This window comes from bacterium, assembly GCA_016708025.1.
Lineage (GTDB): Bacteria > Zixibacteria > MSB-5A5 > GN15 > FEB-12 > FEB-12.
Genome location: JADJGQ010000001.1, coordinates 598,778 through 623,258 on the forward strand (window position 1 = coordinate 598,778; position 24,481 = coordinate 623,258).

The following is a 24,481-nucleotide window of genomic DNA, read 5'->3' on the forward strand; positions in this document are numbered from 1 at the left end:
TCCGGGAGTACCATGTAAGGCAGCGAATTACAATCAGTTACCAGTTGGCCCGATTCTTGCAGCGTAGGGGGCAGAAGAGGATTGGCCTATTGACAATTTGGGCAAAGGACGTATCTTGCGATGGTTACTAACAGCAACATAGTTACTACCTTTGTCTACTGCCCTTTGGCCCTTTCGGGCTTGATGGTAGCTGGGAAGTTAATACAATATTCAGCGTCAAAAGGGGGGGTGGTATGTTCATCAGTCCCCACTTTCGCGAACCTGAAGTCGCAAGCGTAACAGCACTCTACTGCTTGCGATTGCATTTTTGTCTGGAGGAAAGATGAAGCGGTTGACATCTTTGTTCACCCTACTCATATGCAGCTTCGCGGCATTCCTGCTCGCTGCCCCGATGGCAGTGGCCCAGGAGGAGCCGGATCCGCTGACGGATCCCGCGTGGACTCCTGAGATTACGCTGCAGCCGGACACCAGTTACAATCTTTGTACTGGTGATTCTGCCTGTTTCTGGGTAAGCGGGTATGACTTTGACGCCTCGGATTCGCTGACTCTGACCCTGCTTGATGGGCCGATCAGCTATGCGCCGAAGAAGCTCGGTCGCGAATTTACCGAGCATATCTGCTTCGCGCCTTCAGAATCCGGTACCTATCGTTTTATCTGGCAGCTCTCCGACAAATCCAACCGCAAAGATACGGACACTGCCTTTTATACGATCGTGTACAATCAGCGCCCGACCGCTCTCGACAAGTATTCCTCTGCTAAGTTCTGCTACGGACCGGAGACACGTAAGATCCAGGTCCATGCTACGGACCCCGATGGCGATATCCTGACCTACACGCTTTTGTCCGGTTCCGGATCAATGAACTCCAGTACCGGTCTCCTGCAGTATCTGCCTGCAGGCGAGGGGATTTTCAATTTCACCTATGAAGTGCGCGATCGCTGCTCTGCCGACACAGGCACTGTGGTTGATACGATCACGCTCAATCAAAAGCCGTATTTCGCCTGGACGGACTCGACTTTCTATCTCTGCGCGCCCGACGAGATCTGCGCCATTCTCACCGGGATCGATCCCGAGGGATTGGATATGGAGATCCGACTTGAGGCCGGAGATGGCACCCTGACTCGTTTGTCGGACTCGACTGCGAAACTTTGCTTTAACCCGATGGATGTTGATTCGGCGACTTACACCTTTATCGTCTGTGTGGCCGACCGCTGTCCCGCGGGTTCCCTGACCGAAGAGACCACGGCCTGGCCGGTCTGCTACAAAGACACTCTGCATGTGACCGTGATCATCAATCGCCCCCCGCAGCTTGCCTGCCCGGAATCAATCGATCTTGGCAATTGCCACTCCGAAGGTTGTTTCGAGATCAGCGCGATCGACCCTGAGGGTGGGGCCTTGACCTATGAAATACTCTCGGACAACGCCACAATCGATGGCACCACCATTTGCGTCACCGGCGAAGGCGACAGCCTGATGGTGATGGTCCGGGTCATTGACGACTGTGATAACGCCGACACGTGCACCATCCCCGTGAAACGGGGTATCGGTCACCCGCCGTATGTCACTTTGCCGAACGACTTCTCGATGACCGTCTGTCAGCCCGAGGAGATCTGCTTTGACGCGTTTGCCGATGATCAGGATTTCGATATCGCCACCGTCGTCACTAATTTTGGCACTTACGACCCGAACGCAAATCGAATTTGCTTCACCGCCGATACCACCGGCACCTATGCGATTATCTTGACCGCCACGGATCAGTGCGGTTCGATGGACAGCGATACCATTTTCGTCCAGGTCCAGGTCAATCGGTTACCGATCGTGCAGTTCAGCGAAACGCTTGATTCGGCGATCTGTTTTACCGGTGAGCTTTGTTATGACCTGTCGATATTTGATGATAATCTCAAGTCCGTTTGGACCAGCTATGGCACATACAACCCCGAAACCGGCAAGCTCTGCTTCACGCCTTTAAATTCGGGGACATTCACTGTCATCGCGCGCGCCACGGATGACTGCAATAAGATTGCGGAAGATACCTTGACCGTGGTGGTCACCATTGGATCAGCGCCGGTGATTTCGCCGATGCTGGACACGACAGTAACGCTCTGTCAGCCTACGTATGTCTGTTTGCCGGTCACCATCACCGACCCCGAAAACGATATCGCTTCGATTGCCGTGAATCGCGGCCAGTTGAAGAATGGCACCGTCTGCTTTGTGCCCTATTCGCAGGGAGCTTATCCGGTTATCGTGACGGTAACCGATGGTTGCGGGTTCACTGTCGCCGATACGGCCATCGTGACTGTCAAGACCGACCAGGCAGTGGTTCTGAGCTGTCCCCGTGACACTACCATTTTCCTTTGTGAGCCCGAGACGCTTTGCTTCCCGGTTGGCGGGGTGCCTGCCGATGCGCGAGTAAGAGTCATCGGAACTGCGGCATATTGGAACGTCGAAACGCAGTCGATCTGTTTTTACAGCGAATGCTGTCTTGAGAATACGATCAAGTTTGAAGTGACGACCGCGTGTGGCACTGTCCGCTTCTGTGAATTCACCGTGAAGGTGAAGACAAACACGGCGCCGATCGTCCTGCTACCGCGTGACACGACGCTCGGTTCCTGCGCCAATGGCGAGATCTGCCTGCCAGTAGGGATCAGCGATCAGGATAACAATATCGTTTCTGTACAGGCGACTGGCGGCACCTATGACCAGAGCCGCGGCATTGTCTGCGTGAACACTGCCAATGGTGGCACGTTTGTGGTCACCGTCGCAGCCACCGATGCGTGCGGAGCGACTTCCAGCGATAATATCACCATCACGACAGTCAACAACCTGCCGCCGATGGTTGACTTTGGTCCAACCGATACCCTTTTCGAACAGTGCGCCCCGACGCAGATCTGTCTGCCGATAGCGATTGCGGACGGGAATAACAATCTACAATCGATTACCACCGCTCTTGGTCGTTATGACGCGGAACTTCGGGCTATCTGCTTTGTGCCTGAGGGTGCCGGTCAGTACTGCGCCGAAGTAGTGGTGATGGATAGCTGCGGTGTCTCTGATACCGCGAACCTCTGTGTGACGGTGATCGCCAGCGAGTATGTCGGATTGACCTGTCCTCCGGCGACCGACCCGATCACGATCTGTGGCCCGGATACGCTCTGCTATCAGATCGGCGTGACGGGGCCGTACTCCAGCCTTTCCACCAGCTACGGCACTCTGGACGGGACCACGCTCTGTATTCCGATCGACACTACCGGGACATATACGGTCCTGGTTATTGCCACTGGAAGCTGCAATGCCGACACCTGCGCCGTGATCGTGCCGGTCCAAGCGTCCACTCCTGTTGATGTTGCCTGCCCGGGCACTGACACTAGTCTCTTTGTTTGTGCTCTGCCTATCAATCTGCAGTTCCCCGTAACGATCACCGGAACTGTTGATCAGATGACTGTCTTCCCGGCCGGAGCGTTCTACGAAGCTGGGTTCATCAAGATGGCGGTGACAGAGCCCGGTACCTATGAAGTTGGTATCGTTGTCGAAAATGGCTGCAGTAAGGACTCGTGTTCGTTCGGGTTGACCGTGAATGTTAACCAGCCGCCTATGGTGGTGGCGTCACCTGATACGACCATCCTGCTCTGCGGTGATACCGGCTATGTCGCGTTCACCTATACAGTGAGCGACCCGGATGGAAACATCAGCGAGATAACCAGCTCGCTTGGGATCATCGAAGACGACCTTGTCATCTTCCGCCCGACGGCGGCAGGAAGTTATCCAGTTGTTCTGACGGTCAAAGACGCCTGCGGCAAGGTTGACCAAGATACCACCGTGGTGACTGTCGTAACAGTGCCACGTGTCGATATAAACTGTCCGCCCAGCCCGATCACCCGCCTCGTCACGTTGCCTGACACGGTTCGTGTAGCGGTCGGCATTACGCCGGCGAACATACCTGTTCAGGTACTCCCCGATGGCTATTATGACTGGGCGACCGGCGAGGTAGTGGTGTATGCACCGACCTCCGGAAATTACACCTATACCCTGATAGTCAACGGTGACTGCAATACGGATACCTGCACCCTTAAGTTGGAGTTGGGTCAGTATTTCCCGCCGTTTGTCGAGTGCATTGGGTCGGTCGATACTCTTCTCTGCTTGACCGGGATAGACACCATCTGTCTGCCGGTGAGCGTTTCCGGTACCGGAATCTCTGTTTCAGTCTCCCCGTACGGAACCTACGAGAATGGCAATCTTTGCCTGCCGGTTTCAGAGTCTGGCACGTATACGATGCAGATCATTGCGAGCAACGCTCAGGAAGCAGACACCTGCTACTCGACCATAGTAGTTCGGTCAAATTCGGCCCCGTCTGTGTCGCTCTCTGAGCCGTTCTCGGCCAGTATCTGCGACCAGACCGACGTAGTCTGCTATGACCTAACCTCGACCGACCTCGACGAGAATATTGCGTCTGTTGTGACCAATCTTGGTGCTCCGGTCTTCCAGAGCGGACGTGTTCAGTACTGCTTCAGCCCGGATACAGCGGGCGTTTATCGAGTGATCGCCGAAGTGGTCGATTCCTGCGGTTTGACTGCATTCGATACAACCTTTATCACGGTTGAGATTAATGTTCCGCCGCTCGTGACACTCGGACTGGATCAGTCGGGGACATTCTGCGCCGGCCAGACGATCTGTCTGCCGTTGACGATCACTGACGACAATATCGAAAATGTCCAGGTCACCGGTGGTGTGTACAATGCTGAGACCGGCGAAGTCTGTGTCGAAAGCGTTGAGCCCGGTACGTACACGATCATTGCGACCGCCACCGATAGCTGCGGCGCCATGGATGCTGATACCGCAGTCGTGACTGTCAATCCGAATACCGCCCCGACAGCCATGCTTGGCGCGGATACGACGGTTTATCTCTGCAAGCCAGTGAATGTCTGCCTGCCGCTTACTTATAGTGATCTGGATGGCAATATTGCCAGCGTCACTGTCAATCGCGGACAGATCAGCAACGGCACCGTCTGTTTTGTGCCGTACTCGCAGGGGACCTATCCGATCATCGTGACTGTGACCGACTCCTGTGGCCTGCAGGACGTCGACACCGCGCTGGTGACGGTGCAGACCGATCAGGCGATCAGCCTGACCTGTCCGACTGATACGACGATCTTCTTGTGTGAGCCGGATACGCTTTGCTTCCCGCTGGGTGGCGTGCCCGCCGGTGCGACAGTTGTCGTGCGCGGAACTGCGGCCTATTGGGATGCGCAGAAACAGTCAGTCTGCTTCTACAGCGAGTGCTGTCTGCAGAATACGATCAGTGTCGATGTCTTCTCCGCCTGCGGTTCGACCTTCACTTGCGAGTTCACGGTTAACGTAAAGACCAACACAGCTCCGATCGTGCTGCTGCCGCATGACACCACGATTGTCCAGTGCGATCTCACTCAGATCTGCATTCCAGTTGGGATCACTGATAACGACCACAACCTGACGGGAGTCTCGGCGACCGGTGGAACCTATGATGCCTCCCGCGGCGTTGTCTGCTTCACACCGACCGCCTCCGGCCGCTACACTATCTCAGTGACGGCGACGGATGCTTGCGGCAAGATTGGCACCGATCAGATCCAGGTCACGGTTCGTTTGAATACCAAGCCGTTTGTCCTCTATACGCCAGGCGACACGCTCTATACGCAGTGCGAATTTGAGACGATCTGCTTGCCGATCCAGATCGTCGATGTCGACAACAATGTCACGTCGATCAATGTGATTGGCGGTACCTACGATGCGGCAAACAATCAGGTCTGTTTCCTGCCGACTGCGGCCGGCCGAGTGTATGTCTCGATCGTCGCGACCGATGCGTGCGGACTGAAAGATTCGATCCGGATCTGGGTCCATGTCAACGCTGGTGGAGTCGCGGAAATAGCGTGCAACACCGTTCCGACCCAGACGCTTTGCGCTCCGCAGCAGGTCTGCGTGCCGCTGGCGATCACCGGGCATGATTACACGGTTTCGACTACTCTCGGAATCTGGTCAGCCGGTACTCTCTGTTTTGATGCTGATACCAGCGGGCTCTACACGATTCGAGTGATCGCGTCGGGTAGCTGCACTTCTGATACCTGTGTGGTGAACGTGCCGGTCACCATTCAGCCTGCAGTAGAATTCACCTCGTGTCCGGGGAATCAGACGGCCTTCCTTTGCGGCCCTGACACCCTCTGTTACACGTTTGCTGTCTCTTCGTCAGCGACCAATGTTCGCGTAAGCACCGGCGGCTTTATTAACGGCAACCAGATCTGTGTGCCGATCACGTTGGCCGGAACCAAGACGGTTCGGTTGATCGCCGAAGGGCAGTGTGGAGTGGATACCTGTCTCTTCACGGTGACCTCGACTTTCAACAGTTCGCCGAACGTCACGGCTCGCGATAGTGCGCTGACGATCTGTACCTTGACAGAGATTTGCATTCCGTTTGTCGCAACCGACCCGAATAATAACATTCAGACGATCACCAGTTCGCTGGGTCAGGTTGTCGGTAGTTCCGTCTGCTTCACGCCTCCGTCGTTCGGAGTACACACGATCACCATTACGGCAACCGACTCTTGCGGTATGGCGTACCAGAAGCAGGTGCGCGTCACCGTTAATCTGGGACCGAGCGCCGTGATCGTTTGCCCTGAAGGTGACCAATTCGTGTCGCTCTGCAAGCCCGACTCGGTGCATATCATTGTCCCGATCTCGCCGAGCGGCGCTACCGTGACTGTACTTCCGGCGGGACGCTACAATCCAACGACAGGACGAGTCTCGGTCTATGTGACAACGGGGGGGACGTATCCGATCACGGTGATCGCGGCCTCACAGTGCGGCGCGGATACCTGTACGTTTAATCTGAAAGTTGACATGGGACAGGCTCCGGCGGTTACCTGCCCAGGCACTGTCGATACGACAATGTGTCTCGTGACACCTCAGCAGCTCTGCTTCCCGGTGACTGTGACTGGCACGGGAGTCCAGGTGACAGTTACTCCGGCCGGCGCGACTTACCAGGCAGGATTTGTCTGCGTGCCGGTGACAACGGCTGGCCAGTTCTACGTGAAGGTCAGCGCGACGGGCACCTGTGGCACGGCCGTTTGCTCGACCCTGGTGGATCTGACAGCGAATCAGCGTCCATCGCTTACGCTGCCGGTTGGTCTGAGCTACGAACGTTGCCCGGATGACACGAACACTATATGTGTTTCCGGTATCTCGGCCACCGATGCTGAGAGCGCGGTGACTGTGACCAAGCTCTGTGGACCGGGAACGCTTTCCGCTGATGTTAACGGCTACAAGATTTGCTTCAAGCCGGAATCGGTGACTCCCCAGAAGTTCTGCATTCAGGTTACCGATGGTTGCCATACGCTCGTCGATACTCTGGATATCAATATCACGCTGAAACCGGATTGCGATGTCTGCGCCCGGGTTGAGATCGATGGCGGCACCTGCACGCCGGTCGGCCTCCGCAAGGCGGCTGATCTGCGGATCAAAACCAACGATCCGATCGGCGGATTCGACCTTTTGATCACCTACGATCCATCGGCACTCTCATTCCAGACCGCCTTGATCTCCGGCACCGATATTCAGGGATGGGAGTATTTCACGTACAATCTGAACAGTGCGTCCTGCGGTTCAGCCTGTCCGCCCGGATTGGTTCGACTGATCGGTATAGCCGAAGTCAATAATGGCTCGAACCATCCGCCGGATTCTACCTTCCTCCCGGATGGCATGCTGGTCAGGATGGAGTACCAGGTTTCTAACAACCAGAACCTGGGTGACCAGTTCGTCCCGATCTCCTTCGTCTGGTATGATTGCGGCGACAACTCGTTCTCAGACAAAACTGGTAACGTTCTGTATATCGATAAGCGGATCTACAATGCAGAAGGTATCCTGATCTGGGACGAAGAGAACAATACGCTTTATCCGGAGAGCAGCCGCCAGTTCGGTATGGGTGCTCCTGATAACTGCCTCAGTTCCGGGGCAAAGGGTATGCCGCTCCGCTGTGTGGACTTCGTCAACGGTGGTATCTGCATCATCCATCCGGATTCGATCGATGACCGTGGTGATATCAACCTGAATGACCAGGCGTATGAGATCGCCGATGCGGTCTTGTTCAGCCGCTATTTCATCTATGGCTTGTCTGTCTTTGTCATCAATCAGGCTGGACAGATCGCTGCCACCGATGTCAATGCCGATGGACTGACCCTGACCGTGGCCGATCTGACCACCCTGATCCGAGTGGTGGTTGGCGATATCCCGCCGATCCCCAAACTCTCACCGTATCAGGAATACCTGACGGTCTCTACGGAGCCGAGTGATGGTGCGATAAGGATCAACACGAATGCCGTCAGTACAATCGGTGCGGCGTACCTGGTTTGCAAGGTGCCAAGTGGCACAACGTTGGGCGAACCACGCCTGCTCGGTTCTGCCTCAGGTATGGAACTGATCAGTTCGGTTGAGAACGGCGAGCTTCGCCTGCTGATCTTCAACATCGGTAAGAACCGGATCGAAGCCGGCAAACAGTCGCTGGTAGAGATTCCAGTGGTTGGGGATGGCGGACTCAGCATCCTGAAAGCCGACTTCTGCGACTATGAGGGACGTCCTTACGTAACGGCATCGAAGAACAGTTCAATGCCGGGCAGTTTCACGCTGGCGCAGAACTATCCGAATCCGTTCAACCCGAGCACGACCATCAGTTTCGCGCTCCCTAACGCCGCGGCCTGGCAACTGACGATCTACAATGTCAATGGTGGTGTTGTACGCGAATTTGCCGGTGATAGCGAAGCGGGAGTGAACGAACTGGTCTGGGATGGCACGGCGGACAACGGCACGACGGTGGCCTCTGGCGTCTACTTCTACCGCCTGCAGGCAGGCTCTCTCAGCCAGACCAAGAAGATGATGCTCTTGAAATAGACAGAGAATCCCCTTTTATCTTTCCTCAGGAAGCGCCCTGGAGCTGTTAGCAGGGCGCTTTCTTTTTGGTGCTATTTGTGGTAGCCGGTATTGTGAAGGATGGTGAAGCCGCGATAGAGCTGCTCCAGCAGCACCAGGCGAACCAGTTGATGCGAATACGTGAGCGGGGAGAGGGAGAGGATCAGGTTGGCCGCGCCAGTGATCTGTGCGTCCAGTCCGAATGGCCCGCCGATGACAAAGGTCACCACTCCGCCGCTGCTCACCTGCCACCGTTCGAGCTGCTTGGCCAATTCACGCGAATCATATCCGGATCCCGAGTCGGCCAATGCAATGATCATCCCTTTGCCAAGCTTCTCCTTGAGAATAGATGCTTCCTGCCGCTTGATTTCGTCCGGGCTCAATGAGGATGAGGTTTTGGGTGAGGGGAGAGGGACGATTTCGAGAGTGGCGTACTTGGATAGGAGCTTGGCGTAATGATTGATCCCCTCGGTGACCCAGCGATCCTTGTCCTCACCGATAGTGACCAGCCGTACCTTAAGCATCAGGAATCACCTTCACCAGTAGCTTGCGACTCCGCGGGCCATCAAACTCGCAAAAGTATACCCCCTGCCAGGTTCCCAGGACAAGTCGACCCCGTTCGAACAGCAGGGTCTGCGAGAAGCCCATCAACGATGCTTTGAGATGAGAGTCGGAGTTCCCTTCGGCGTGGTGGTAACCATCAGATTGGGGAATTTCCTGACGCAGCTTGTGAAGAAGGTCGCGACGCACATCCGGATCGGCATTTTCATTGATAGTGATCCCGGCAGTGGTATGCGGTACAAAACAGATCAGCTGGCCGCTTGGATACCCTGACGAATTGATGATCTCCTGAATGCGGGAGGTGATGTCGATGAATTCGTCCCGCGACTTGCTTTGAATGGAAAGTTCGTGGATCACGATGCAAACAGTGCTTCCGCAAATTGCTTAGAGTCAAACCGTTGCAGGTCTTCGATTCCCTCGCCCACGCCAATGAAATCGACTGGCACTCCAAGTTCCTCAGCAATCGCAATGATCACGCCACCTTTGGCAGTGCCATCCAGCTTGGTGATGACCAGGCCATCGCAACCGACAGCGTCGGTGAAGACCTTGACCTGCGAGAGGGCGTTTTGGCCGGTGGTGCCATCCAGGATCAGCTTGGCATAGATCGGGGAGTTCGGCACGGCTTTTTGCACGACCCGGCGGATCTTGCTCAACTCTTCCATCAGGTTGCTCTTGGTATGTAACCTTCCAGCAGTATCGACGAGCAGGATGTCTGTCCCACGTGCACGAGCGGCTGAGGCTGCGTCATAGGCCACGGCCGCAGGGTCGGCCCCGTTGTCGGAGCGGATGATCTCCACACCACTACGTTCGGCCCAGATCGCCACCTGTTCGATGGCGGCCGCGCGGAATGTATCGCACGCACCGATCATCACCTTCTTGCCGGTTCCGGAGAAGTAGTTGGCAAGCTTGCCGATCGTGGTCGTCTTACCGACGCCATTCACACCGACAATTAGCCAGACTACCGGCTTGTGGGGGGTGTCGAGGGATATCTGCTCATCTTCTTTGGAGAGAATGAGGGAGATCTCTTCCTTGAGCAATGCCATGACCTCGTCACCTTCGGTGAGGCGACGTTCTCTTGCCTTGCTCTTGATAGCTTCGATCAAGCGCATCGTGGCACGGACACCGACATCAGCTTCGATCAGTATCTGCTCGATCTCTTCCAGTAGTTCATCGTCGATCTTTCGACGAATCACCACCTGGGCGATCTTGTTGATGATGGTGTCCTTGGTTTTGGCCAGGGACTGCTTCAGCTTTTCGAACGGATTAAAGAACCCCATGCGGATCAGTTCTGCTCGTCTTCGCTGATCGTGACGATCGATTCCATGCGCTCAGCGATCGCCGGAGGGAGCTCGATATCTTCAGTGTCCGGAGAGGCTACTTCGCCTGTTGGCTCTGCAGTTTCTACCTGTTCGGATTCGGTCTTCTGCTTGCGGGTACGTCGCACAACCGGCGGTTTGTCATGATGACCGTTGCCGCCTTCGCTCTCCGCAGGCTCAAGTTCAGGTTGAGCGATATCCATGGCTGCGGAGGCGTCATCGCTGCTGGTTTCGGAAAACTTCACGGAAACCAGCTTGGAGACACCGGGCTGTTCCATGGTGACACCGTAGAGATTGTCCGCCGCCTCCATCGTGATCTTGTTGTGCGTGATCGTTATGAACTGCGTCTGGCTGGAGAACTTGCGGATTATCTTCAGGAAGCGATGGCAGTTGGCATCATCAAGCGGTGCGTCGATCTCGTCCAGAATACAGAACGGCGACGGTTTCACCAGGTAAAGGGCAAAGAGGAGTGAGATCGCCGTCAGGGCGCGTTCTCCGCCCGACATCATGGTAATAGAAAGAAGCTTTTTGCCGCGAGGACGGGCAATGATATCGATATTGGATTCGAGCGGATCATTCGGATCCTCAAGCATGATATCCGACTCGCCGCCGTTGAACAATTCCTGGAAAAGATTCTTGAAATTGACTCGAGCCTTCTCGAACGTCTCCATGAAAAGTTCGCGAGCAGTGATATTGATCTTCTGGATGGTCTGCTGGAGGTCGGTCCTTGCAGTCGTTAGGTCGTTCAGTTGTTCAGCGAGGAATTTCTCGCGCTCCGAGGCGGTCCGATACTCCTCCAGGGCCAGCAGGTTGACCGCGCCGAATTTGCGCAGTTGCTCTTTCTGCTCGTGCAAGTACTGCCGGGCGGCATCGTCTGAGAGGTTTTCGTCCGGGCGCGACGCCTCGACTGATTCGATCTCCATCCCATATTCTTCGCGGATCCGCTCGGAAAGCGTGCGCGTTTCGGAATCGATCGTATTGAGTCGGATCTCGCGCTCGTGCATCTGCTCATTCAGCGCATCGCGACCGTCACTGATCTCCTTGACCTGCTGTTCTTTGCCGGTGATCCGGCCGAGGATCTCTCCCTGTGAGCCGCGCAGGGACTCTTGCGAGTGCTGCATCTGTTCGCGACGCTCAAAGGTCTCTTTGAGCTCGAGTTCGAGTACTACACTGCGTTCGTCGGCGAGGGCTATGTCGGCTGTGGCGCGGACGATCTCTTCAGACTTGGTATCGCGAGTTTGATCCAGTTCATGCTTGATATCTTTAAGGTGTCCGATCCTGCTCTCGGTCTGTTGCAGACGGCTGCGAGACTCGACCACTCGGATCTGGCACTTGGCCGAGCGCTCCAGTGATTCGGAGACCAGTCGTTCGTATTCACCCAACCGTCCGGCATGCTGGCTGATCTGGTTGACCAATTCAGTTTTGATCCCGGCTAGTTGGTTGAAATCCAGCCCGAGCGAGTATTGGCGTCCCTGGATCGCTTCCAGCTTCGCGCGCGCCTGATTGCGTTCCCGCTCCCATCGCTCGAATTCGGCAGTCAAAGTACGACGCTGGAATTCGATCTCAGCAGACGCCTTCTGTTCGCCGTCCAGCTCCTCGGCCAATGCTTCCAGTGCAGAAACCAATGTGCTGGATTCCGCCCGGGAGGCGGCAATTCTGGCGGTTGTCTGAGCGCGGCGCTCTTTGAGGTGCTCAAGCTTGTGCGAATGCTCGCGAATGAGGTTTTCCTGTTCCTCGACCTTCTCTTTCCGTCGGAAGAGCGGGAAGCGGTCATCGGAACCGCCCACGATCTGATTCTTGCCATAGAGAATTCCGTCGGTTGAGACGGCACTGAACCCGTAGGGGAGACGCTCCAGAATATCCGATGGATTCGTTCCGGCCTTGAAAACCGCGACGCGGGACAAAACAGCCTCGACAAGCGGACGGAGCTCTGCATCGGTTGATACATACCCTTCAAGCCAGCCGACGAAATTTTCGCTCGGTACCTCCGGACGTTTGATCGCCGGAGCGAATATGCCTGAATCCGGAACCAGAATACCGACCCGTCCTTTATTCTCGGACTTGAGGAAGGCAATGATCTCTTCGGCAGTCGAGCGATCGCGGCAGATCATGAATCCGGCAAGGTTGCCGAGTGCGGCTTCGAGCGCCAACTCGAGTCCCTCGACAGGTACCAGTTTTTCTGCAACCGTGCCGACAATGCCGGGCCAGCGGCCACGAAGATTCATGGCGGCGACCAATCCTGACTCATGGCCTTCGTAATGGACCATCATCTCGGTCAGGAGATGCTTGCGGGCCTCGCACGCCTCGATTGTCGCCTGAGTATTGGAGATCTCCAGAGCGAGTTCTTCACTCTGCTCTATTAGCCCTTCGATCTCCAGGGTCAGCGTTGTCTGGCGCTGTTCGATCTCTGATTTGCGGGCATAGAGAGCTGCAATGGTCTGTTGTTGGCGTTCGAAAGAGGCCAGCAGCTCCTGCTGACGCGGGGACGCATCGGCGATAAGCTTCTCGACCTGTTCGATCTGCTGAGCCAGCTCCGTTTCCTGCTCGCGAAGATTATGTTCTTCGGTCTTGCCGGAGGAGAGGCGTGATTCAATCTCGATCAACTTTCGATTTTCATCTTCACGCGATGAACGCGCGAAGATCAATTGCTGATCGGCCTCTGACTGTGCTTTTTCGGCATCGGCTAATTCAGCCGTCACCCGCTCGTATTCCAGTTGGAGTTCAGCCAGTTCTTTGGCGCCGGCTACCAACTGATCGTCCATGGATTGAACGCGAGTCTGAAGTGCTTCGATCTCCACTGTATTCCGCTCGATAAGGGCGGTGGCGGATGAACGTTTTTCGCGAAGGACCGAGATCTCACGTTCTTTGGTATGGGCTTCTTCGGAAAGCGAATAGACCTGGCCGGCCAGTTCATTCAACTGCCGCTCAATGTCCAACTGCTCCTTGCGGTCAGTCTCCAACTGGAGCGTTATCTGGTCGAGTTCAGTCGAACGCTGGAGTCGCTGATCGGTGAGAGAATCCAGTTCTCCTCGGAGCTGCCGCTTTTCCTGGTCGAGCAGTCTAACTCGAGATGAACTGAGGAAGAGCTCCCAGCCTTTGACATCATCGAGGATCTTCTGGTAGCGCTCCGCCTTTTTCTGCTGTCGATAGAGCGAATTGACCTGGGTCTTAACTTCGGCGTAGATATCCTTCAGGCGAAGGAAATCGTTTTCTGTCTGCTCCAGCTTGCGCAGAGCGGCCTTCTTGCGCTGCTTATACTTGGTGATCCCGGCTGCTTCCTCGAAAAGAAAACGTCGCTCCTCGGCCTTGTCGGAGATCACGGAATCGATCATGTCCTGCTGAATAACCGAGTAGGAGTGTGCCCCCATACCGGTGTCGGCGAACAGGTCCTGGATGTCGCGCAAGCGGCAGGGGACCTTGTTCATCAGGTACTCGGATTCACCACTGCGGAACAGGCGGCGGGTGATCTGCACTTCGTGATATTCAGTCGGCAGAACGCCGCGATCGTTGATGACCGTTAGGGTGACTTCAGACATTCCAAGCGGCTTCAGGTCGCGCGTGCCGTTAAAAATCACCTCTTCCATCTTGCCGCCGCGTAGCATGGTCGGGCGCTGTTCGCCCAACACCCAGCGCAGCGAATCGAGGATGTTCGTTTTGCCGCAGCCGTTCGGACCGACGATGGCGGTGACACCGGTGGCAAATCGTACTGTCGTTTTATTGGCGAAGGATTTGAATCCTATGATATCAAGTCTGCGAAGATACACTATTCCTCCAGAAGGCCGCTGCCCGGTACCTCGCTGCCGACCTGCACTTTCTTGTGCATCAGGTCGCCGAGCGTTTCAAGCAGGGAACGATAAATGTTCCGCTCGTCACGAAGGTACTTGGTCTTGATCTCGACGTTGTAGTATGGCCCGCCCAGCGAATTGCCTCTGCCGATGCGGATGGATTTGGGAAAACTGAGAAGTACGGACGAAGTAAAGCTGGATTCCTCGAGGTTTAGGTCGAGGATCATATCAAAATTGTATCCCTGCAAAACCGACATGAACGACTTTTTCGGAAGGCCGGTCCAGCCGAGTTGGTCTACCGATGGGGTAATGATCTGGAAGCCTTTGCGAGGGTAGATGTCGGTCACCTGGATCCCGGGCATGGCCAGCAGGGTGATGTCGGCATGCTTGAATAACTGACTGATGGTCGGCAGGAATCCCTTAACTAACGTCAGCTCACGCAGTCCGGATGGAAGCAGAACAAGCATTTGGCGCACCCGGAGAAGATCGCCGGGAATGTTGAATGGCCTCAACTCTGCTTTGCGTTTCACCCGGGCAATCTGGAACTTGGCCAGATACTGCCTAAAGCCCATCTGTACTACCTCTTTGTGTCGAGGCCGTGTCCTTGCCGGCTGGCTTGGTTGAGGAACTTCCTGTTCCTGTTTTGGGCAATGAATCCTGCTTCGGGCGAGTAGAATCCTGCAGGAGACTGTCTCTGATCGTATCTAATGCTCGCGCACTATCTTCGACAGCGCGCTGAATGAACATTGCCAGATTCTCCGGAGTGATGACCACCGATGAGATGGTCCCATGCTCCGGGTCGGTCAGGTTGGCGGTGGTGCCGTTTAGCATCAGCTCGACAGCGAGAGGTGTCCCGATCGATACGATCAGGGAATCCCTGGCTCCGATGTAATACTCGCGCCACGGCTTGAGATTTGTCTGCAGTGCCGTGTCACCGTCGGCGATCACCACTGCCCAGGTCCGGTCGCGCGCGACCAGATCAAGACTCAGTGCCATGCTCTCGCGATTAGTGCGTGTTGCGACTGGCTCGCTATCCTGTTGCGGTTCGTCCATCTCGACAGTCGTGCTGTCACTGCCGCTGGTGTCGAGAACGAATGTGTCCTTGTTCGATAACACCAGCCAGACAATTGCGGCGATGACGATAGCGCCGATCGCAACAAAGATCAGTATGCTCCCTTTACCTTTGCCCGCTGAACTGTCACTCCGCGAAAGGGAAGGACGGGGCATAGTTGGGCGCTCATCTGTCGCGATCTGCGAGGCGGGTTCCCGCTCATGCACATCCTCGCGGATGGCTTCGATCGCTTTGGCGTAATCGATGCCGAGCGCTTCGCAATATGAGCGCGCGAACAGCTTGAAATAGAGTTCGGATGGCACGCCGCCGATATCGCCGGCCTCGATAGCCAGCAAGTGACCCTCGGCAATTTTCAGCTCTTGCGCGAGTTCGGCAAGGGTCCGATTTTGACGTTCACGTTCGGTTTTGAGTAACCGTCCCAGAATAGTATGTAATTCACCCATTGTTTCTTCTGTAAGTGCCTGTCAGACAATAAATAAAATCTCCCCGGCCAAGCGCTCTATTAGTGCCCGCGGGAGACCCACGACAGTATCAAGGTTTCCGTCTATCCTGTCAACTAAAAAGGCCCCCATCCCTTGAATACCATACGCTCCCGCTTTGTCCATCGGTTCGCCGGTATCTATATACTCCTGAATCTGTTGGGTTGTGATCGGATTGAAATAGACTTTGGTCAGTTCATAGTCTGACGCGAGCAGCCCGGAATGTCGGGCAAACGCGACTGCGGAGCAAACAACATGTTGTTGCCCGGAGAGCAGAGTGAGAATTTGAAGTGCATTGTGCGGATCAGTCGGTTTTTCCAGAACGCGATTCCCCAAAACAACAATGGTGTCGCATCCAAGGGATATCTCATTCACTTCCCCGGAAATCGCCGTCACCAGCGCCTTTTCCTCAGCCAGTCGAAGTGCGTAGTCATAGGGCGCTTCACCCTGGCGAATCGACTCATGAATGTCGGGGATTCGTTGGGTGAATGGAATTCCGATCTCGCCCAGCAATTGCAGTCGGCGAGGTGATCCAGAACCGAGAACAAGTGGATGTCGTGTCGCGAGTGCCGTGAGGTTAGGGTAGGTCATGGTCGAGAATGATCGTCACAGGTCCATCGTTTATCAGTCGCACATCCATTTTAGCTCCGAATGATCCCGTCCGCACTGTCAGGCCCGATGCCTCCAGCGCAAACAGATAGCGCTGGTACAACCGCTCAGCTTCGACCGGCTCCATGGCATCGGTGAAGGCTGGACGTCTTCCTTTGCGGGCATCAGCATACAGAGTGAACTGCGATACCACCAGAATCTCCGCGGAGATATCCAGTGCTGAAAGGTTCATCTTATGCTCCGCATCCTCAAAGATGCGCAGATTAACGGTTTTCTCAGCAAGCCATTGGGTGGATTCTTCCGTGTCGCCCGTGCGACTACCAAAAAGCACCAGTAATCCCCGATTGATCTGACTGAATGCACTTCCGTCAATCCAGACCGAGGCTTCCGAGACCCGTTGTATCACTAATCGCATACCAGTAGTCTCCCAGCCAGCCAATATAGGGAATTCAGCGGGAGCGGCAATAGAAAGTCAGACCAATGTTGTCATAAATCGCTTGCAACTCCATGACCCGGACAATAGCTTTCGATTATGGAGAACTCAGTCCCATCTCTGGGCATCGACATTGGCTCAGTCGCCGTCAAGCTGGTCCTGGTGGAAAAGGGCGAGGTGACTCGCACTGTCTATCGAAGATTTGGCGAGGGTCCATTCGAGACCCTGATCGAAATACTCGGTGAGTCGTTCAGCGACCTGACCGAGAAGTCGGTTCACCTTGGGATGACCGGTATCGGCGGGAAAACACTGCAATCTATTCTCGGCGGCAAGCAGTTCGGCGAGATCGCTGCCCTGGCGGCGGGGAATTTCCGCCTTCTGCCACAAGTGCGCACCGTGATCGAAATGGGGGGAGAGGACTCCAAACTGCTGATACTGGATCCCGACACACAGACAGTTCGGGACTTCGCCATGAATGCCCAATGTGCCGCCGGGACAGGATCATTTCTTGATCAACAGGCGAGTCGACTGAAGATCTCAATTGAAGGTGAATTTGGCGCCCTGGCGCTCAAATCAAAACACCCACCGCGGATCGCTGGTCGCTGCTCTGTCTTTGCCAAGTCCGATATGATCCATCTGCAGCAGATCGCTACTCCTGACTATGATATTGTCGCCGGACTCTGTTTCGCTGTGGCAAGAAACTTCAAATCGGCCATTGCTCGCGGAAAGCGATTTGACCGTCCTATCGCCTTCGAAGGAGGCGTGGCCGCCAACCCTGGTATGATCAGGGCTTTCACCGAAATACTCGATTTGGCACCTGGCGAATTGATAGTCCCCGATCGCTTCAACGTCATGTCCGCACTTGGGGCCGCGTATTTGGCGGCTACCACCCGAATCTCCGAAGTGCTCTTTCGGCCGGACCGTATCCCCGCGTATCTGGCATACCGCGAACAAGTCAGTTCAGGTCGGGAAGCACTCACTTTCGAATTTCCTGACTCCAAGTATTATGCAGTCACCAATGCACCACGGGTCCCACTCGAGTCGACAATCGAAGTATTTCTCGGTATCGATATCGGATCACTCTCAACCAATGTCGTCCTGATCGACAAAGATCATCGGGTGATCGCTCGGCGCTATTTGATGACTGAGGGGAGACCAATTGAAGCCGTCAGAAACGGGCTGCGCGAAATAGCCAAAGAGGTGGGCGACCATGTGACTGTCCGGGCCGTCGGAACGACTGGTTCCGGAAGATACCTGATCGCTGATTATGTCGGCGCGGATATTGTCCGCAACGAGATCACCGCCCAGGCGACTGCGGCTGTCGCCATCGACCCTACAGTCGATACGATCTTTGAGATAGGCGGTCAGGATTCCAAGTATATATCGCTGCGAGACAAGGCGGTGGTTGATTTCGAGATGAACAAAGCCTGTGCCGCAGGGACCGGATCATTCCTGCAGGAGCAGGCCGAACGGCTCAATATCAACATCGAGCGAGAATTTGGTGAACGGGCGCTGGCATCGCACTGTCCCGTTGGGTGCGGCGAACGGTGCACTGTATTTATGGAGTCGGATCTCGTCGCACATCAGCGGTCCGGGACCTCCAAAGATGACCTGATCGCCGGGTTGGCCTATTCGATTGCCTCAAATTACCTGACAAAAGTCGTGAACGACCGGCGTATCGGTGAGAATATCTTCTTCCAGGGGGGGGTCGCATGGAATAAGGGAGTAGTGGCGGCCTTTGAAAACCTCACTGGCAAAAGAGTGACAGTCCCGCCCCATCACGATGTTACCGGAGCCACGGGCGCGGCGATCCTGGCGATCGAGTGCACAGTGGACAGCGCTTTCCAGACTCGCTTCAAGGGGTTTGAAATCTGCAATCGGGAATATCAACTCTCCAGCTTCCCCTGTGAAGACTGCTCCAATCAGTGTGAGATCCGCAAAGTGGAGATCGATGGCGAGGCACCGCTCTACTACGGATCACGGTGTGAAAAGTACGAGGTTGCCGTCGCCGACAAGCGGAAACTGCCGCCGGACCTCTTTAATCTCCGCCAGAAGCTGCTGCTAAAACGATATGTCGACTTCCCCAAACGGCCGGTTTCGCGCGGGCGTGTCGGCATACCGCGCGCTCTTCATATGTTCGATTACTATCCGTTCTGGCGGACGTTCTTTGAATCGCTCGGTTTTGAAGTCGTCAACTCCGATAAGTCCGACCAATCAATAGTCGAACAATCGCTGGAGCTATTCAGCGCGGAGACCTGCTATCCCATCAAGATGGTCTACGGACATGTCGCCAATCTGATGGGAAAGAAGGTAGACTGGATCTTCCTCCCATCGATCATCAAAGTGGCAGATGAACACCAGGAACATGATGACGGCAGCTACATCTGCCCCTATGTGCAGAGCATTGGTTCGGCGCTTTCGGCACGATTTGATTTTGATCACACCGGAACTCAGTTCCTGCACCCCCCGATGCAATTCAGTCATGATGCCAGGAGACTCTGCCGTGACCTCTCGGCGACAGCCGAGTCGCTCGGAATCACCGACAGAGAACTCAAGCGAGCGGTCGAATTAGCGCTCAAGGCATTCCAGGAGTTCCGTCGCCAGATCACCGAAGAAGGGCGACGGATCCTTGCGTCGATCTCTCCCGACGAAAAGGTGATGGTGGTCATCAGTCGGCCATATAACGGATTCGACCAGCGACTATCGCTCAATATTCCGGAAAAGATCCGCGATCTTGGATACCGGGTGATCCCGATGGACTTTCTTCCGCTAGAAGAAAGTCAGTTGATCATGGATGATATGTACTGGCGGTACGGTCGCCGGATCCTGCGGGCGGCTGAATATATCCGAACCCAGCCGAATCTTTTTGCGATCTACCTCAGCTCGTTTGGTTGTGGACCAGACTCATTCATTCTGCACTTCTTCCGCAAACAGATGGCGGGAAAGCCATATCTGCAGCTTGAGATCGATGAGCATTCCGCCGATGCCGGTATGGTAACGCGGTGCGAAGCGTTTATTGATTCGCTTCGCTTTCACCAGTACGAGCCGCCGGTCACCAGCTTTACACTGTCGAGCGAAAACTTCAAGCCATTCGAGCGGACTATCTACATTCCCAACATGTGCGACCACGCATTTGTGATGAAAGCAGCCTTCCGTCGCTTCGGCCTCCATGCGGAGGTCCTCGATGAGCCGGATCAGGTAACCCTCGAGTGCGGCAAAAAGTTTACCTCAGGCAAAGAATGTTTCCCCTGCATCATCACCACGGGCGAGATTGTCAAGAAAGTGCGGGAGAAGGGGTTTGACCGATCTAAGGCAGTCTTTATGATGCCGGGCGCAACGGGACCTTGCCGGTTTGGTCTCTATCGACAATTGCATCGCATTGTGCTTGATGACCTCGGCTTTCACGATATACCGCTTTACTCTCCGAACTCGCGGAACGGCTATTCTGATTTTGGACTTGAGAAGACAGATTTTCGTCAGGTGGCTTGGCAGGGAATGGTCCATGTCGACTGTCTGCAAAAGATGCTCCATGCGACCCGGCCATACGAAATGAACCCGGGTGAAGCTGAAAGGCTTTACTATACAAAGCTTGCCGAACTCCAGAAGGCTATCATTGACAATCAGCCGCTGGATAAGTTGGCAGCTGAAGCGGCTGGTGCATTTGCGCGACTTGCGCGACGGCCAGAGAAGTTGCCCGTAGTCGGGTTGGTTGGCGAGATATACCTGCGCAATAATCGTTTTTCCAATAATCACCTGATCTCCAAATTGGAATCGCTCGGACTCGAAGTGAGATTGGCTACCTTTACTGAGTGGCCCCTGTATACGGGCTGGACCTACAAACGGGACGCCTGGCGGCGACGGTCACTGCGGGACACCATCCACGGAAAATTGCAGTATCTGGTACAGGAAAATCAGGAGCACCGGATCGTCAGACATTTCTCGCGGGTCTTTCCGATCATCGAAGACCAGTCAGTTGATTCCGTGCTCAAACGAGCCTCGCGCTATCTTTCGGTCGACTTCAAGGGAGAAGCGATCCTTTCGATCGGCAAAGCGATGGAGATGGTGGAGAGCGGCGCCTCCGGGATCATCAACGCAATGCCCTTCAATTGTATGCCGGGGACAGTGGTTAGTTCGTTGTCGCGAACTGTTGCCGAGGATCTCGGCAAAGTCCCGTGGCTGAATATAAGTTATGAGGGGTTACGAGATTCCGGCGAGGAGACGCGGCTGGAGGCATTCGCCGAGCAGGTCCGCTCATTTTCGGTTGGACTATCTGTACCGGAGGTCAGACCGGTTAAGTGAGTCTTCTTATCCGTACCCGTCGCACCAGTTTACCGATTGATTTTCCGGCCGGTTCCAGCATATATTTACCGCGCAGTCGGTTCCGGTCAGGTTTCTGGTGCGGAACTGTTTGGTGTTCCAGTTGTTTGAAAGGCAGCAATAATTCAGCCCCCGAGTGGGAATTGGAGGATAATTGATGAGCAAACCGATGGATATCACCGACGCCACTTTCGAGAATGAAGTTCTCCAGGCAGATCGTCCGGTAGTCGTTGATTTTTGGGCGACCTGGTGCGGCCCCTGCAAAATGATCGCCCCGATCCTTGAAGAGGTCGCTGGCGAAATGGGTGACCGGATAAAGGTTACTAAACTGGATGTTGACTCTAACAGCAAGACGGCTGGAAAATACAATATCATGTCGATCCCGTCGCTGCTGTTCTTCCGCAATGGTCAAGTGGTCGACCAGGTTATTGGAGCCATCCCGAAAGCACAACTGGTGGCCCGTCTCGAGAAGGTGCTTGCCAAGTAAGCAAACAGCCTTTCCGAAAGTCCGGACATATTCGACAGCACAGGGAGTTTCGCCTGTGCTGTCGTTTTTGAGGCTGATACAAATGGGGAAGAGGGCGACCGTTCTCCACACGTGGAGTTTGACACCGGCAGTCAACGAAAACGCTATTTACCGGGTACAACCTTATGGATTGGATTGACATCGTCTTACTGGCGCTTTTTGCCCTGTTCTACATCTTCCTGACCAGGAAGATCTTACCTCGAATGGGCGTGCCTACCTGAATGCCGACTCGGTGTTCTCTTCCGGAGGAAGAGCAGTCGGTGAAGCCCGCCAAAGCCGATCGTCGACCAGACGAGCAATCTTAAGTCGCCAAGACCGTTACGGTTAGGGCGTTAACCCGATTGGCTTTCCAGCCGATACAGTAGTTAATATGAGATCGACCTACTCCGACGGCTCAATGGGAAGAGTTAGCATTGGTCCCGGCATTCCAAGCCCCGTGATCAAGATATTGTTGCTGGTCACCACCGGCATTTACTTTCTGCAGTTGTTGATTCCACAACTGACCGGCTACCTGGCGTTCACGCCGCTAGTCACATTTCAGAGCTTCCCTCTCTATCTGTACCAGATAGTGACCTACATGTTTCTCCATGGTGGGTTCTTCCACCTGCTGTTTAATATGTTGATGCTCTGGATGTTCGGTACGGAGATCGAGCGAGCCTGGGGCTCCCGGTCATTCTTCCGTTTCTACCTGATCGGCGGCATCTGTGGTGCGCTCTTGACTCTTGGAGTTTTTCTGGCTACTGGCGGATCGGCCATGCTTGGCGCAACCGGTGGACCGGTGGTAGGTGCCTCCGGCGCGATCTACGCGATCCTGATCGCCTATTGGCTGATGTTCCCTGATAGAATTCTCTACCTCTATTTCTTTTTCCCAGTGCCGGTGAAGTTTGCGGTTCCGATCATGATGTTGATCGGATTTTTCGCCGGAGGAGCAAATGGCGGCACAGCTCATATGGCTCATCTGGGCGGAGCGCTCTTCGGTTTGGCCCACCTGAAGCTGGACTGGCGCTGGTTGGCGATCGGCCGAAAGCTAAAGAACTTGCGTTATAAACGTCAGGAAGCTAAACTGCACAAACGGCGGCAGGAAGCCGAAGATATAATGAGAAAGGTTGATGCCATTCTCGATAAGATCAATGAGGTCGGAATGGAAAATCTGACCAAAGCTGAACGCAAGTTTCTCGAAGACGCTTCTTCGCAGTTGTCCAAACAGAAACAGCACCGCGAAAGATAGGCGACCCTATGCGCAAACGAGTCCTCGTCGCAGAAGCTTCCGATACGAACCGCCGGGTTGCCGAAACCCTGTTGCGCCAGAATGGCTTCGAAGTCATTTCTGTGGCGGCGGTCGACAAGGCTCGCGAAGTATTGCAATTTTCTCGCCCCGATCTCCTGATCATCGGCGGCGACCTCATGACTTCCAATAATCAGCCGTTCTACGATGAGGTAACCGCGAATCCCAAGCTGGCCACCATTCCGTTGATGATATTCGAACCGCTGACTCCGGTGGATCTCCCATTTCCGCCCGAGGTTGTCATACATTTGCCGTTCGAGCCGCTCGAATTCGTCCAGCGAGTGACCACGTTCACCGGAATGGCCAATGGACCGGCGTCGCCGAATCCGCTGAGCGGACTGGCCGGTGATGACGCTTTTCTTGATGCAGCCCTTGGATTGGATCGGATCGATGTAACCAATTCTGAGGTGATGGATCGCACTACACTCGCCAACGGGACCACTCAGGTCAAAGTAACGACCGACAAGTTGGTCGGGTTTGACCATGTCGAGGAAGAGAAGCATTCTGATTCTGCCCGTGTCGAATCGGTCATGATCCGTGACGACAAGACCGGACAGATCAAGCAGCCGGCGCCGACTCCGACGACGTCCAACAAACTTGAGATCATGAAGGATCAGTATGGTCTGGTCGATCCGGCCAGTTTCCAGCCCGATCCTGCCACCCAGCAGCACGACTACGATTGGTTTATTAATTCGATGCGTGAGGAGATAGGTGGCGCTCCCAAACCGCTGGCTCCGCAACCGCCTTCTGTAGCCGTGAATGAGTCGGGTCAATTGCGAATCCAGGCTCGGCCACTCCCGAATGAGGATATTCGTGCAGCAGACACCACAGCCGCAGGAAGAATGCCTTCAACCAGCGGTGTGGGGAGTCGCCCGAAGACGGCCGGTGTCGAGAAATTCATCGATGAGTTCAAGAAGGAGATCGAGCGGATCCGATCGAATGAGCCGGACTCGATCTTTGTCGAAGAACAGAAACAGTCTGTAGATCAAGACTCACTGGCCTGGGAAGAGTCACTCGAAAAAGTCACCCCCCAGCAAGTTGAGCTGTTCACCCGTCAGTTTGCCGCGGAACTTGCTGAGAAGATCGCCGAGAAGATCGTCGGCAAGATCGACCCGGACAAGCTGTTACAACTGATCAAGGCTGAGATTCTCGCTCATCACCAGGCGAAAAAACAATAG

General features: G+C 54.9%; 13 protein-coding genes. 5 read left to right on the plus strand and 8 right to left on the minus strand.

From position 1 onward, the window contains the following. Positions 1-322 precede the first annotated feature (322 nt). A complete protein-coding gene (locus IPH75_02625) occupies positions 323-8,902 on the plus strand; it encodes a T9SS type A sorting domain-containing protein (GenBank protein MBK7140960.1) in 8,580 nt (2,859 codons plus the stop codon). 71 nt (positions 8,903-8,973) lie between these two features. Here the strand turns inward: IPH75_02625 and IPH75_02630 are convergent, their stop codons facing one another. From IPH75_02630 to IPH75_02665, 8 genes are read right to left on the minus strand one after another with little or no spacing between them, the layout of a single operon-like run. After that, positions 8,974-9,444 (minus strand): 23S rRNA (pseudouridine(1915)-N(3))-methyltransferase RlmH, encoded by a 471-nt coding sequence (locus IPH75_02630; protein MBK7140961.1) that lies wholly within the window; start codon positions 9,442-9,444, stop codon positions 8,974-8,976. Continuing rightward, positions 9,437-9,838, minus strand: a complete 402-nt coding sequence (locus IPH75_02635; protein MBK7140962.1) for a YjbQ family protein — start codon at positions 9,836-9,838, stop codon at positions 9,437-9,439. The genes IPH75_02630 and IPH75_02635 overlap by 8 nt, the downstream gene beginning before the upstream one ends. Further along, positions 9,835-10,758, minus strand: a complete 924-nt coding sequence (gene ftsY / locus IPH75_02640) for a signal recognition particle-docking protein FtsY (GenBank protein MBK7140963.1) — start codon at positions 10,756-10,758, stop codon at positions 9,835-9,837. Before ftsY ends, IPH75_02635 begins: the two co-directional genes overlap by 4 nt. 5 nt (positions 10,759-10,763) lie before the next feature. Continuing rightward, complete coding sequence (gene smc / locus IPH75_02645; GenBank protein ID MBK7140964.1) at positions 10,764-14,561, minus strand: chromosome segregation protein SMC; 3,798 nt, start codon at positions 14,559-14,561, stop codon at positions 10,764-10,766. Continuing rightward, positions 14,561-15,154 carry a hypothetical protein gene (locus tag IPH75_02650; protein ID MBK7140965.1) on the minus strand — a complete coding sequence of 198 codons (594 nt, stop codon included), beginning with the start codon at positions 15,152-15,154 and terminating at the stop codon, positions 14,561-14,563. The genes smc and IPH75_02650 overlap by 1 nt, the downstream gene beginning before the upstream one ends. Then, positions 15,144-16,097: a helix-turn-helix domain-containing protein gene (locus tag IPH75_02655; protein ID MBK7140966.1), complete on the minus strand. Its 954-nt coding sequence runs from the start codon at positions 16,095-16,097 to the stop codon at positions 15,144-15,146. The genes IPH75_02650 and IPH75_02655 overlap by 11 nt, the downstream gene beginning before the upstream one ends. 21 nt (positions 16,098-16,118) lie before the next feature. Then, positions 16,119-16,724 (minus strand): septum formation protein Maf, encoded by a 606-nt coding sequence (gene maf / locus IPH75_02660; protein MBK7140967.1) that lies wholly within the window; start codon positions 16,722-16,724, stop codon positions 16,119-16,121. After that, positions 16,711-17,157: a D-tyrosyl-tRNA(Tyr) deacylase gene (locus IPH75_02665; protein ID MBK7140968.1), complete on the minus strand. Its 447-nt coding sequence runs from the start codon at positions 17,155-17,157 to the stop codon at positions 16,711-16,713. The genes maf and IPH75_02665 overlap by 14 nt, the downstream gene beginning before the upstream one ends. 117 nt (positions 17,158-17,274) lie before the next feature. On the opposite strand from IPH75_02665, the gene IPH75_02670 reads away from it, so the two are divergent. The 4 genes from IPH75_02670 (at position 17,275) to IPH75_02685 (ending at position 24,481) form a co-directional block, all read left to right on the plus strand. Further along, positions 17,275-21,474 carry a CoA activase gene (locus IPH75_02670; protein MBK7140969.1) on the plus strand — a complete coding sequence of 1,400 codons (4,200 nt, stop codon included), beginning with the start codon at positions 17,275-17,277 and terminating at the stop codon, positions 21,472-21,474. 175 nt (positions 21,475-21,649) lie between these two features. Beyond that, positions 21,650-21,979, plus strand: a complete 330-nt coding sequence (gene trxA, locus IPH75_02675) for a thioredoxin (protein MBK7140970.1) — start codon at positions 21,650-21,652, stop codon at positions 21,977-21,979. Between the two features lie 409 nt (positions 21,980-22,388). After that, complete coding sequence (locus IPH75_02680) at positions 22,389-23,246, plus strand: rhomboid family intramembrane serine protease (protein ID MBK7140971.1); 858 nt, start codon at positions 22,389-22,391, stop codon at positions 23,244-23,246. A gap of 8 nt (positions 23,247-23,254) precedes the next feature. After that, a complete protein-coding gene (locus IPH75_02685) occupies positions 23,255-24,481 on the plus strand; it encodes a hypothetical protein (GenBank protein MBK7140972.1) in 1,227 nt (408 codons plus the stop codon).

What these genes read in the sequence shown, in the direction of transcription:
- IPH75_02625 (MBK7140960.1), top strand. Translation starts at nt 323, where the DNA reads ATGAAGCGGTTGACATCTTTGTTCACCCTACTCATATGCAGCTTCGCG.
- IPH75_02630 (MBK7140961.1), bottom strand. Translation starts at nt 9,444, where the DNA reads ATGCTTAAGGTACGGCTGGTCACTATCGGTGAGGACAAGGATCGCTGG.
- ftsY (MBK7140963.1), bottom strand. Translation starts at nt 10,758, where the DNA reads ATGGGGTTCTTTAATCCGTTCGAAAAGCTGAAGCAGTCCCTGGCCAAA.
- IPH75_02650 (MBK7140965.1), bottom strand. Translation starts at nt 15,154, where the DNA reads ATGGGCTTTAGGCAGTATCTGGCCAAGTTCCAGATTGCCCGGGTGAAA.
- IPH75_02655 (MBK7140966.1), bottom strand. Translation starts at nt 16,097, where the DNA reads ATGGGTGAATTACATACTATTCTGGGACGGTTACTCAAAACCGAACGT.
- maf (MBK7140967.1), bottom strand. Translation starts at nt 16,724, where the DNA reads ATGACCTACCCTAACCTCACGGCACTCGCGACACGACATCCACTTGTT.
- IPH75_02665 (MBK7140968.1), bottom strand. Translation starts at nt 17,157, where the DNA reads ATGCGATTAGTGATACAACGGGTCTCGGAAGCCTCGGTCTGGATTGAC.
- IPH75_02670 (MBK7140969.1), top strand. Translation starts at nt 17,275, where the DNA reads ATGGAGAACTCAGTCCCATCTCTGGGCATCGACATTGGCTCAGTCGCC.
- trxA (MBK7140970.1), top strand. Translation starts at nt 21,650, where the DNA reads ATGAGCAAACCGATGGATATCACCGACGCCACTTTCGAGAATGAAGTT.
- IPH75_02680 (MBK7140971.1), top strand. Translation starts at nt 22,389, where the DNA reads ATGAGATCGACCTACTCCGACGGCTCAATGGGAAGAGTTAGCATTGGT.
- IPH75_02685 (MBK7140972.1), top strand. Translation starts at nt 23,255, where the DNA reads ATGCGCAAACGAGTCCTCGTCGCAGAAGCTTCCGATACGAACCGCCGG.